The following is a 12,697-nucleotide window of genomic DNA, read 5'->3' as shown; positions in this document are numbered from 1 at the left end:
CTGAATGAATTATTCAGAGACATTTACGTAACTATCTGACTTAAAATTGAATATCTAAAACAACTTCCTGCTCAACGGCTCGCAGTAAATCGCCTTTAATCAGAACATCTGTTGCTTTTTCAAGCTCGTCATACATCTCAATATCTTTGTCGTGTTCAAGGAAATTCACATGCTGTCTAAAGAAATCATAGGCAATTTGCGTTCCCACTCCTAATTCACCACGATCTAAAACGAAATTAATGGCTTGACAAGCTGCCATCATTTCCGTTGCCACAATCCTGCGGGAATTATTAACGATATCTCTCGCCGTCCGTGCCGCTGTCGTTCCCATACTAACAAAATCTTCTTGGTTCTCACAGGAAGTAATCGAATCAACACTGGCTGGGTGTGCTAAGATTTTATTTTCAGATGCTAATGAAGCAGCGGCATACTGCGTAATCATGAAACCAGAGTTGACGCCAGGATGTTTCACTAAGAAAGAAGGTAAGCCACTTAGATTCGTGTTGACTAATCGCTCCACTCGCCGCTCGGAGACATTGCCTATTTCTGCCGCACCAATTCCCAAGAAATCAAATGGTTGAGCTAAAGGCTCGCCATGAAAATTCCCACCTGAAATCACGTCGCCACTCCGCGTGATGATTGGATTGTCAGTTACCGAATTCAATTCAATGTCTACTTTTTCTTTCACATAAGCAACTGTATCTTTGCTAGCTCCATGAATTTGTGGCATGCATCTTAAGGTATAAGGATCTTGTACGCGATCAGCCGTTGCCGGTGTTGTTAGACTACTACCTTTTAACAATCGTCTGATATTGCGAGCCGTTGCCAGTTGGCCACTCTGTGGTCGAATGAGGTGTAATTCCTCATCGAAGGCATTGATAATGCCATTGTGAACTTCGAGCGACAATGCGCCTACAATATCCGATAATTTTAGCAGCTCAATGGCATCATGAGTCGCTAAAGCACCAATCCCAGTTAACACAGTCGTGCCATTAATCAATGCTAACCCTTCTTTTGCCTCTAAATGAATCACAGAAATACCTGCCCGCTTCATAGCATCTCGGCCTTCCAGTAGTTCTCCTTCAACATAGGCTTTACCTAAGCCTAACATCGGCAGAACCATATGAGAAAGTGGCGCTAAATCTCCTGACGCGCCCAAAGACCCCTTTTCTGGAATAAACGGTATTACGCCTTTATTGAGCATGCTCAGGAGGGTTTCAATCGTTACTAAACGAATTCCCGAATAACCTTTCAAAAGTGAGTTAATTCGTATCAACATAATTGCACGAACTTCATCTTCCTTTAAAGGATCCCCAAAACCGCTTGAATGGGTGCGAATTAGATTTTCTTGTAACTGTCTAGTTTCTTCCTGAGGAATGCTGACTTTAACTAATGAACCAAAGCCCGTATTGACACCGTAAGTGACCTTTTTACTGGCAACAATGTTATCAATTATTTTTCTCGAAGCATTAACCGCCTCGATTGCATCCTCTGAAATCGAAACCGATGCCTGATGACGTGCAACTTCAATGACTTGTGATAAAGTCAAACTTTTTCCATCTAGCGTAATATGTTTAGTCATTTAATAAAACCCTCCCTATAAATATCTAATTAACTCGTTACTTTTTTATTACCATTTAGAACAAAATACAAGATACCCGCAATCACGATGCCAGCTCCACCTGCTAATAAACTGACAGTATTAGCGCCACTCCATAACATCCAGATACTAACAGCAATAGCTAAAATAGGAATAAATGGACCGAAAGGCAATCTAAAGGCTGGGACAGTATCTGGATTCTTTTTCCTCATCCAAATAACAGCTAGAGCCGTTGGAATATACTGAATGAAACGGAAAACAACACTTAGTTCGGCCAGCTGTTCAAAACTACCACTTAATAACAACAAGCTTGTCAATACGCAGGAAATAATAATCGCGATGACTGGTGCCCCTTTACCATTCTTCTTGGCAATAACCTTTGGCAATAAACCTTCATCTGAAATCGAAGCGCCGTAACGAGGGATCATCATCGAATCCCCAACATTTAATCCAAGAATTGAAATCAAGGCGCCGATTGAAATAATCCACTTACCTGCAGGTCCAATCATCATTGCAAAAGCATCTTGGACAGGTGCTTGTGTTTCCAAAATACCAGCACCTAACATGGCGATGGTTCCAGCAATGATGATAAAGTATAAAATAGAGACAATACTGATAGAACCAACAATTGCCTTTGGCACGTTCTTTTTGGCATTTCTCATTTCACCAGCAACTACAGGTAACGCTTCGAATCCAATAAATGCATAGAAAATAGTTAAAGAAGTAGAAGCCATCGCATCTGAAAGGGTTAAGCCGCCTTTAAGTTGTAAAAATGGTGTAAAGTTTCCAGCTGAAATGCCTCCCTTAATAAAGAAAATACTGATCAGGACAAAAGCCACAATTGGAATTAGTTTAGCCACTGTAATAGCAATGGTAAACATCTTTGAGGTTTTTAACCCCGTACTATTAATAATCGATAAGGCTATGACCAGTAAAATACTTATTAAGGTGTTTTTACCAGTCAAAACTGGAAATGTCACTATTAACAGCTTGGCAAACCCAGATGCCATAGCCGACCATGCGATAATTGTCACAAACCACCCTAATAAGCCCACAATAAAGCCGATAAAGTCACCGAAAGCTGCTTTCGAATACTGAAAGGCGCCTCCATTTTTATTAAAATAACAAGCTACTTCTGCAAAACAGACCGCCAGTAACAACACGAGAACTGCGTCAAAAACCATCGCAAATAACGAGGCTGGACCTAAATCCCGATAGATAGTTTGTGGCAACAGAAAGATTCCAGACCCAATGACTGCATTTATTCCATAAAGCGTGGCACCGCTTAGACTAAATTTCGATTTTTCTTCCATTTCGTTTAGTTCTGTTACATCTACACTTGTTTCCATAAGTTTTCTCCCTTCAAAAAAACAGAAATGATTCGCTTTATTGAAATCGGTTACAAATAAAACACTCTTAACTTTCGCTAATACTTGCCACGACTGCTATTGGTTTCTCTGTTCTGTTCTTGGCTGTTAACACTAACCAACAATTCTCAGTAACCTCTTCAATAACCACACTGTTACCTCTCTTTAAATGAGCATGTGTCACCTGATGTCCTTGAAAAATTTCGACTCTAATTTCTTCAAGGGCATAAACTAAGACAAACTCGTCGGACTTAATCACGACTGACTCCTTTTGATAGCAAGCCACTAATTCGCCAGCTAAACCATCACGATAAATCAAATTAAAATCTCTGCACTTACCAATTGACGTTGTTTGATCCTCTCCTGAAAAATGGTGGGAGATAAAAGGCATTAAATCTACCATCCTTTTACTATCATTCCCTTGATGACTCAAACTTAAAGGGTTATCCAAGGACATAATGACTCTTTGATAGCCAGGCAGACTTGTGAAAAGACTTTCTGCCAATTCAACAGTGGCACTGGATAGTCTAACATCAAACTGACCAATTTGATAAGTTCCCTGGACTGGGAAGAGAAACAATTCCTGAGTCTCTCCCCCACTCCAAGTTGAAACACGATAGTCCTTTTTGCTAATAGTCCTTATTTTCATCTATCACCCCTAAAATAAGCCAGAGATTACACCATTTTCATCCACATCGATTCGTTCAGAGGCTGGTGATTTAGGCAGACCAGGCATCGTCATAATCGCACCAGTTAAAGCGACAATAAAACCTGCTCCAGCCGACACTTTCATATTTTTAATGGTCACTGTGAAATCCTGGGGCGCACCGATTAAAGTTGGATCATCGGAGAATGAATATTGAGTTTTGGCCATACAGATTGGTAAATTCCCAAAACCTAAACGCTCCAATTCAGCCATTTCACGACGGGCTACTTTGGTTAATTCAACACCTGTCCCACCATATACTTTGCGGACAATCTTGTTCAGTTTTTCTTCAATACTGTCTTCCAAATCATAAACGTAACTAAAGGTGTTATCGCGGTCAGCTAATTCAACGACTTTCTCAGCCAAGGCTACGCCACCATTACCACCTTTTTCCCAGACTTCGGATAAGACGACTTCCACCCCACGTTCTTTGCAAGCTTCCTCAACGGCTGTCAATTCAGCTTGAGTATCTGTTGGAAACTTATTAATAGCAACTACCACTGGCAAACCGTATACATCCTGAATATTAGCCAAGTGTTTTTCCAAGTTTGGCAAACCTTTGATCACTGCATCAATGTTTTCTTCACCAAGCTCATTTTTAGGAACACCTCCATGCATCTTCAAGGCTCGGATAGTAGCCACTAAGACAACTGCATCAGGTCGAATATCAGCCAAGCGGCATTTAATATCAATAAACTTCTCAGCCCCTAAATCTGCGCCAAAGCCAGCTTCTGTTACCGTATAGTCAGCATATTTTAAAGCCATTTTTGTGGCTAAGACACTGTTACAACCATGGGCGATATTAGCAAATGGACCTCCGTGTATCAAGGCAGGTGTATGCTCTAAAGTCTGTACCAAATTAGGATTAATGGCCTCTTTCAACAGAGCTGTAAGAGCTCCTTCAGCTTTTAAATCGCCAGCTGTGACAGGCTCGCCAGAAAAATTGTAAGCAACAATGATTTTACGTAATTTTTCCTTTAATTCAACAATATTGTTAGCCAAACATAAGATGGCCATTATTTCCGAAGCAACGGTAATATCATACCCATCTTCCCGGGGAACACCATTCACTTTCCCTTGGAGGCCATCCACAATATAACGTAATTGTCGGTCGTTCATGTCAACCACACGTTTCCAGGTAATACGTCGGCTGTCAATCTGCAAACTATTACCATGATGGATGTGATTATCCAACAAAGCAGCTAATAAATTATTGGCTGCACCAATCGCATGGAAGTCGCCAGTGAAGTGAAGGTTAATATCTTCCATCGGCACAACTTGGGCATAACCACCACCTGCCGCGCCACCTTTAACACCAAAAACTGGGCCTAATGAGGGTTCTCTCAGAGCCAACATCGCTTTTTTGCCAATCTTAGTAAAACCGTCTGCCAACCCAACTGATGTGGTTGTTTTTCCTTCACCGGCTGGTGTTGGTGTGATTGCTGTTACTAAAATCAATTTGCCATCTTTTTGATCCTTCATTTTTTCTAACTCTAGGGCATCTAATTTAGCTTTGTATTTTCCATATAACTGATAGTCCTCTTCCTCTAAATTTAAGCTATCAGCCACGTTTTTGATCGGTTTCATTTTTACTTGATTGGCAATTTCAATATCTGATAAATAAGTCATAATATCTCATTAACTTCCTTTCTGTCTAAACTAAGGTCACTATTTCTTCATAAATCTCATCGGCTAACAGACATCCTTCTTCTAACAATGCCTGACCATTACCGCGATAGCCGTCAACAAACGCCTCTTCTTTAATTCCTGATAGGTTAATTAACACATTTAACCAAGCCCCTTGTAGGCCAGACTTCAAGTTTAACGCTGCTACACCTAAATCACTGGCTGCATTAACATTCGATTTTCCAACGGCTTTTTTTACTACTTTAAGCCCTCTGACAATTGTTTCCATCATTTCATATGGTGAGATAGCTGCCCCTTTTAAAGCCAACTGCATTGCTTCTCGCCTTGCAGTTTTTTCTTCATCTGTTTCTTTAGGCATTGAAAAAACCGCTGAAACAACATTAAATGCTTGGGTATCTTTATCAATGGCATCTAACAGGATCGCTTGTAGGTCAGTCGCTTCAACTAACACTTCTTGAATCATCGTTTCATGCTCAGCGTATTTTTTCTTGCCAGTAGTTAGTTCTGCTACCATTTTAACTAATGAAATTCCCATAGCTGCGGCTAATGCAGAGGCAGAGCCACCACCGGGTGCCGGTTCATCAGAGCCTAAAACATGCATAAATTCGTTAACTTTCAACTCAACTAATTCCATTGTTTTGACACTCCTCTTCCTAATTCAATAAGTGATTTTCTAATACTTGTTTTCCATAATCGAAATCTTCAATTTGCAAATAATACTCAGCTGTATCAATTAATGCTTTAGCAGGAGTTAAACCAATCACCTCACTCCCAATGATTGAAACGCCATAACGTTTCGCTTCGAAACGAATCGTCTCAAACGCACGATACAATGGGGTTCCTTCAAAATTCACCATATTCATGGAAACTTGCGCAATATTGCGGTCTTCTAACATAACGCCGATTCCTTTACAATACTTAAACCCGCCACCAGAACCGCGAACAATTTTAGCAATCTTGTTGGCAATGGTAATATCAGATGTGTCTAAGTTGACATTAAAGGCTACTAGGGGCATTCTTGCGCCTACGGCCGTCACGCCAGCAGTTGGATGAATGTTTCTGCTACCGAAATCAGGGGCCCATTCGTCTTGAATTAGTTTTTCAGGCATTCCTTCAAATTGTCCTTTTCTCACACGTGCCAAGTTGACTCGATCAGGTGAAGACGCAGATTCTTCATAAAGGAAAATCGGAATATCTAACTCATCGTTAATTCGTTTCGCTACCTTTTTAGATATTTCCACGCATTCTTCTGTGGTAATATCTTTAATTGGGACAAAAGGAACCACGTCGGTTGCTCCCATCCGTGGATGTTCACCTGTTTGTTTAGTCATATCAATGTGTTGCGTGGCATAACTGACTAATTTGAAGGCAACTTCCTGAATCCCTTCAACATCGCCGACTAAAGTGAACACACTGCGATTATGACTGGGATCTGATGAATGATCCAATAAGGTAACGCCACTGACACTTTTAGCGACCTCAACTAACCCCTTTATAACGCTTTCATCTCTACCTTCACTAAAATTCGGAATACATTCTACTAACTTTGCCATTTAACTTCTTCCTTTCATTTATCTAACTAGGGAAAAGTCGAAACCTTTACCCGGTATACCTACAAAATACATTGTTTACTTTCCCATCTCCATCACGGTCACAAGGGAGGTCTTATTAAACAGACAATAACTGACGAAGACATTTATTGGAAAAAGAATGCCCTCTTTCAATAGTCTGACAGGCAATAACTCAAAGATAGGAATCTTGAATAGAATATTCAGCCAGATTGGCGTTAAAACTAGACTAACCATTCCCATAATAAGTAATTGGGCCATCACAATTCGTTTCAAATTGATATCTTTTCGGTAAAACATCACGCCGTATAGAAAGGGAATAAGAAAAGCGTTAAATGTAAATCCCGGAAAAAACATGGCTTTTGGGAAAATTAGCATGCCAACAATATCACCAACGATACCGCCAAGGCCTGCCAGCCATGGTCCAAATAAATGCCCCATTAACATTAAGGGTAAAAAAGCGAAACTAATCCTAACAAATGAATTTTCGATTGCAAAAAATCGAGTTAGAATGACCTCAATCGCCACTAATAATCCTAATAAGGCAATGTCTTTAGCACTTATTTTTGAACCAACTGTACGTTTCAACTTACATACTCTCTCCTTTTCAAGAAATTCACCTAACTCATGGAACACTTTATTCACGAACAAACAGTGACTTTCTTTTTAGTTTCAATCTTCTATTTTCCTACTACACTCTCAAATTACCACTCAGGCAAACTCGTGTCAAACCCTGATAAACGGCGACTAAAAAGCCAATTTCATTGTTTTTAGACGCTACTTTTCTTAAAAAAACTATCCCTCTTTTTAGCTCTTATAAAAATTAGACATTTTTTAGACGCACCTGGTATATAATAAACATCAATCTGTTTTGCAATCAATAAAAAACGTCAAAAACAAATGAACTTAATCTCTTTGAAGCGTCCCTTAGACATATAGATTCCATAAAAAAACTGACAAACGAATTACCAGAACAAATCCGATGGTTTTCTCTATTTAAAGGACGGGCCTATTTTTAGTTTAGATACCATTGCCTAATTTTTTTTAAGTCTAACCGGTTATTTGACGTTTTTTAGATTCTTTTATTTATTATTAGACTCTAAAATCTTATTAAAAACTAATTATTTTCTCATTTAATTTTCATTTAACGAAAGGAGATTTACAATGACAAACAATGTTTTAACCATCGATTTTGGCAGTACTTACACGAAAGCTATTTTACTTGATCTTGAAAGTGAATTAATCATGTCTCATATTACGGTAAACACTCAAAGTAAGACTAATTTATTCGATAGCTATCAAGAACTAATCACTAAAATGGCTGAAGATTTAAAGATAGAACAGCTGCCTAATCATCAAACCCTAATCTGCTCATCTGCTTTTGGCGGCTTTAACATGGTTGCTATCGGTCTTACCCATAGCTTAACAACTGCTGCTGCAAAAAAAGTTGCTTTAGGAGCAGGTACAAGAATACTAAAAACCTTCTCCTACAGCCTTTCTTCAGCAGACATTCAGAAAATAAATCAATTAAATCCCGATGTTATTCTTCTAACTGGGGGCACAGATGGAGGCAATACTGCTTTTATTCTTGATTGTGCTCAAAAGCTGACGCACCTAAACAAAGATATTCCCCTTATTGTGGCAGGTAACCGTCTAGCAGCCCCTGAAATAAAACGTATTCTAATGAATAGAACCTATTATTTGACAGAAAATGTGCTTCCAAAAGTCAATTTAATACAAGCCACAGATACTAGAGAAAGGTTAAGGCGAATTTTTTTTGAAAAAATCATCTATGGGAAAGGCTTTGATCAGATTGCTAAGCTAAGTAATTCGCCAATTATCCCCACACCAATGGCCGTTCTCCATGCTGTCAAGCTTTTATCTCAAGGCAGTGGGAAGATCCCAGGCTTTGGAAAGATAACTCTTGTGGACGTTGGTGGAGCCACTACTGATGTTCATTCAGCATGTGAAAGTATTAGCGATCAGCAACTACTGTACGAGGGATTACCTGAACCATTTCTAAAAAGGACGGTCGAAGGTGATTTAGGGATGCGTTATTCTGCCGTTAGCTTGTTTGAGACCGCGGGGCCAGACTACTTTAATATCTATGGCAACCATCACTACGATGAGACTGAATTAAGGCGTAACTGCTTACTTAGGGAACAGCATCCCGATTTTATTCCAAGTACTCCAGACCAGTCTGACTTTGATAACTTAATGGCTAAAATCGCCGTGTCAATTGGGATGGATCGTCATGCCGGTGTTACAAGAAGAGAACGCCACCCTCGTCATGATACGTATTATCAGCAAGGAAAGGATTTACGCCAAATTGATCTGTTAATCGGAACTGGTGGTATCATTATTAATAGTTCCCAACCAAAAAACATTTTGAAAGCAGCTCTTCAAACCGACACCCAACACCTAAAACCACTAAAACCAGCTTTTTATTTGGATTCATCATATATCGTCTCATCTTTAGGACTATTGGCAGAGCATCACCCCCAAGTAGCTCTTAGGATGCTCACTAAATATTTGATTCCCTTGTAAACTAAATAAGGAACACCTTGTGTAAAAAACGAGGTGTTCCTTATTTCATCTAAGTCCATTTATTAATTCTTCAGGTTTAAAGGTTCTTTTTAATAAATTTGTCTCTAGTTTATTTCGGTTGGGGCTTAAATACTCCAAGGCTTTTCTGAAATAAAATAATTCATCTTGATCAAGCATTTCCCAAAGCTTATTATCTTGATGGTTTTCTTTAACTAACTGCCGTTTAATCATCGCTTCAGCGAAATAAATAGTCCCAATATCTCGTGGATTAGCGAATCGTTCCATGTATTTTTTCGAGCTGATTAAATAGACAAAAACAGCTTGATAGTTCCCTTGATAAAGGTTGATTAAAGACATATAGGCGTCTAACTGGGGTCTCTTCCACAATGAAGAAAACTCCTCGTAAATCTTATAGGCTTTGTCAAAATATATTTTTGCTTCCGAGTACTGCTCATTCCCAAAAAGAATAACACCCATATTAATATAAAAGACAGATAGACTTGAATATGCCCCTTTGTTTTCGCAGAGATCGATCGCTAATTGCTGTAGTCTAATTGCTTCTGGGTAATTTTCTTCAATACTTCTAATCTCAGCTAAATAGTCATAGGCTGCTGCAATATTAATGCTGTATTTATCCTTAATCGTATCCGTGATAGAGAAGGTATTGATTGATTCGGTTAATTGACGCTCCGCCATGTATAAGTCACCTGTCATTAAATAGTTCAAGCCCTTTAAACGTAATAATATCCCAATAGACTCATGATTATTGCTGCGTATTGCCTCATTCAGTCCTAATTCAAGGTAGTCATGCATTTCACGACTATTATCAATTTGAATGCAATAATAAATCATTTGTTTATAACCTTCTAATAAAAAGTGACTGTCATTTAATTCTTTTGAAACACGAATGACGTAATGAATGTCTTCAAGACCTTTTTCGTATTTTCCCTGACGAATGAAATAGCGCCCCTCCATATTATAAAAGCGAATTGCCAATAATAAGTACCTGTGATCATCTTGATAAACAGGTGCTAATTCCTCTAATTTTTGCCGAATTTTATCAAACTCTTTGATGGTTCCTTTTTTCCAAAGATCAGGGTTTGTCATCAACCTATCATTTGGAATGGCATTGATCGGAAATAATTCGTGATAGAATTTAAAGTAACCTTGCAAATATCGTAACTGAAAATCCAACGATTTTAACCACTCTTTTGCCTGCTCATAATGATAGGCAATTTTTGCGAAAATCAAATGATCGTTAATATTGCTCATTCGAGATTTTTCCATTAAACAAGCAATCTCCTTATGCAAAAGGAGTTTCTTTGAAACCATCTGATTCATGTAAATAAATTCCCTCAAACGATTGTGACTAAAACAAATCATGACTTCGTCACTAACAAAAAGTTCCAATAAAATGTTTTCTTTTACTAAATGTTCAACTGCCTGTGCCAATTCAAACGCAGGTAAATTAACAATTTCCGCCAATAGCTCCACAGGAACATAATCATAAAAGTAAGCCACCACTTCAACCACTTTCATTTCAACATCTGTTAGACTACTAAATCGATTTCTCAAAGCATCTTGCATTCGTACGGTCATAATATCAATCTGATCGTTATTTCGTATCATGTTAATATACTCAGTTAAAAAGAAAAAATTCCCTTCCGTTAATTGGTATAACTCCCCTAAGGTATCAGGGGAAGGTGTTTGATTGAGAAGTTCATTTCTTGAAAATTCCTGAGTTTCGGCCAATGTTAAAGGCTCCAGAGTAAGGCTGATTAATAACTCATAACAATTGATTGTCGTTAAAAAATTCACAAGCCTTAAATTCATGTCGTTCCGCGAGGTAAAAATAAAGATCCCTTCTTTATTTTTCAGATGCAGCATAACACTGACCAACAGTTGAAAGCTCATATCATCTAACCATTGAATATTTTCAAAAACCAAGACGAGTTTCTTAAAGTGACTGATTTTTCTTATGGCTTCTATTAATAATTGTGACAATGCATTTAAGTCAATATGCTTGTCGTCTGCAAATGTCCTGTCCAACGACGGATCTTCAATATTAGGAAAAAAACGATCAAGGGTTCCCTGCCAATGTATTGGCCTTACCCCATAATGCTCACTTAACTGAGATAACTGATTGACTATTTTACGCCAAGCTCGTAAATCATAAGACTTTTCCACTTCGTAGCATTGGGTTTCCAGTATATGAAAATATGGCGCGTTATCTAGGACTCGGTTTACTAAACTAGTTTTACCGACGCCCATATCGCCTTTCACAAAAACAGATTGACACATTTCATTGTGATTAAATTTGATGAAATTTGCCTCCAACAATTGAATTTCCTCAATGCGACCAAAAAATTTAGTGGTAAAGCGCCGATTAATCACTAAATTTTTATTAACCATCGTCACTGAACATTCGAAAATATCGCGAGTTTCTTGGCTTGGAGCAATTCCTAGTTCCGAATTTAAGACATCTGCCAAATGATAAAAGACTTCGATGACTTTTTCATGTCTATCTACCTCATAATAATAACGCATCAGCAATTGATAGTGCCGCTCATCGTACTCATCCAGACTAATTAACTTTTGTAATTTTTTTTCAACCATTTCAAAACGTTTTTCCTCAATGTCTTGAGTGACATTGCGGAAACACTCATTTAGAAATTTTTTCTCAAAAAAGCTTCGCATTTTCTCTGTCCATGCATCGAATTCTTCGCAATCTTTTAAATAGAAGCCTTTTAAAAAACTATCATCATAGAGGGATAAATTATCGCTGGGATTGTCTTTAAACTGTTCCACATCACTTGTAATAGTTAACTCATCGTTTAAACTCAAGACGAATTTGTTTGGCGAACAAATATAGTCTCCTCCTAATTTTTTATTGGCCTGATAGATCGTATTGCGTAAATTCTTTTTAGCATTTTTTTCATCCATATCCGGCCATAATAAACCTGATAATTCGTCACGACTAACTTTCCTGTTAACAAGCATATAATAAAGTAGGGCGTTAATTTTAGTAAATGAAAACAGCATCAATTTCCCATCGACAAAAATCTCAGGGTTTCCAAATAATTGACCGTATACAACTTTACTCAAGGTCTCACCTTCTTTCATCCATATCCTAAGCTCAAATACATCGACCGAAAATCATTAACGGTCTATCCCCCTATTTTACGATAAAACGCTTTCGAAATATAGGGGCAAAGGAGAAGTTATGGGAAAAAGCTCCATTTACAGTTTAAATGGAGCTTTC

At 38.3% G+C, this 12,697-nt stretch carries 9 protein-coding genes; 1 reads left to right on the top strand and 8 read right to left on the bottom strand.

Annotated elements, in window-relative coordinates; all coding sequences use genetic code 11:
- Nucleotides 1–40: 40 nt before the first annotated feature.
- From hutH to RWN13_RS08445, 7 genes are all read right to left on the bottom strand, one after another.
- A complete protein-coding gene (hutH, locus tag RWN13_RS08475) occupies nucleotides 41–1,582 on the bottom strand; it encodes a histidine ammonia-lyase (protein ID WP_314062162.1) in 1,542 nt (513 codons plus the stop codon).
- A 29-nt stretch (nucleotides 1,583–1,611) separates the two neighbouring features.
- Nucleotides 1,612–2,949, bottom strand: a complete 1,338-nt coding sequence (locus RWN13_RS08470) for an APC family permease (RefSeq protein WP_314062160.1) — start codon at nucleotides 2,947–2,949, stop codon at nucleotides 1,612–1,614.
- A 67-nt stretch (nucleotides 2,950–3,016) separates the two neighbouring features.
- Nucleotides 3,017–3,616 (bottom strand): HutD family protein, encoded by a 600-nt coding sequence (locus tag RWN13_RS08465; protein WP_314062158.1) that lies wholly within the window; start codon nucleotides 3,614–3,616, stop codon nucleotides 3,017–3,019.
- Between the two features lie 9 nt (nucleotides 3,617–3,625).
- Nucleotides 3,626–5,302: a formate--tetrahydrofolate ligase gene (locus tag RWN13_RS08460; protein WP_314062155.1), complete on the bottom strand. Its 1,677-nt coding sequence runs from the start codon at nucleotides 5,300–5,302 to the stop codon at nucleotides 3,626–3,628.
- Nucleotides 5,303–5,327: 25 nt separating this feature from the next.
- On the bottom strand, nucleotides 5,328–5,954 hold the full coding sequence (locus tag RWN13_RS08455; RefSeq protein ID WP_314062153.1) for a cyclodeaminase/cyclohydrolase family protein: 627 nt from the start codon (nucleotides 5,952–5,954) through the stop codon (nucleotides 5,328–5,330).
- A gap of 19 nt (nucleotides 5,955–5,973) precedes the next feature.
- On the bottom strand, nucleotides 5,974–6,873 hold the full coding sequence (gene ftcD, locus RWN13_RS08450) for a glutamate formimidoyltransferase (RefSeq protein ID WP_314062151.1): 900 nt from the start codon (nucleotides 6,871–6,873) through the stop codon (nucleotides 5,974–5,976).
- Nucleotides 6,874–6,948: 75 nt separating this feature from the next.
- A complete protein-coding gene (locus RWN13_RS08445; protein WP_314062149.1) occupies nucleotides 6,949–7,476 on the bottom strand; it encodes a folate family ECF transporter S component in 528 nt (175 codons plus the stop codon).
- A gap of 576 nt (nucleotides 7,477–8,052) precedes the next feature.
- Here RWN13_RS08445 and glmL point away from each other — a divergent pair.
- Nucleotides 8,053–9,435, top strand: coding sequence for a methylaspartate mutase accessory protein GlmL (gene glmL / locus RWN13_RS08440; RefSeq protein WP_314062147.1), 1,383 nt, complete (start codon nucleotides 8,053–8,055; stop codon nucleotides 9,433–9,435).
- A 45-nt stretch (nucleotides 9,436–9,480) separates the two neighbouring features.
- Here glmL and RWN13_RS08435 read toward each other — a convergent pair whose 3' ends face one another.
- Nucleotides 9,481–12,540, bottom strand: a complete 3,060-nt coding sequence (locus tag RWN13_RS08435; RefSeq protein ID WP_314062145.1) for an AAA family ATPase — start codon at nucleotides 12,538–12,540, stop codon at nucleotides 9,481–9,483.
- Nucleotides 12,541–12,697: the final 157 nt, after the last annotated feature.

This window comes from uncultured Vagococcus sp., from assembly GCF_963518325.1.
GTDB lineage: Bacteria > Bacillota > Bacilli > Lactobacillales > Vagococcaceae > Vagococcus_D.
Note: the sequence above shows the minus strand (reverse complement) of the source record. Positions and strands in the feature narration are given on the sequence as shown.

Coding starts and splice junctions, on each gene's coding strand:
- hutH (WP_314062162.1), bottom strand. CDS start 1,582: ATGACTAAACATATTACGCTAGATGGAAAAAGTTTGACTTTATCACAA.
- RWN13_RS08470 (WP_314062160.1), bottom strand. CDS start 2,949: ATGGAAACAAGTGTAGATGTAACAGAACTAAACGAAATGGAAGAAAAA.
- RWN13_RS08465 (WP_314062158.1), bottom strand. CDS start 3,616: ATGAAAATAAGGACTATTAGCAAAAAGGACTATCGTGTTTCAACTTGG.
- RWN13_RS08460 (WP_314062155.1), bottom strand. CDS start 5,302: ATGACTTATTTATCAGATATTGAAATTGCCAATCAAGTAAAAATGAAA.
- RWN13_RS08455 (WP_314062153.1), bottom strand. CDS start 5,954: ATGGAATTAGTTGAGTTGAAAGTTAACGAATTTATGCATGTTTTAGGC.
- ftcD (WP_314062151.1), bottom strand. CDS start 6,873: ATGGCAAAGTTAGTAGAATGTATTCCGAATTTTAGTGAAGGTAGAGAT.
- glmL (WP_314062147.1), top strand. CDS start 8,053: ATGACAAACAATGTTTTAACCATCGATTTTGGCAGTACTTACACGAAA.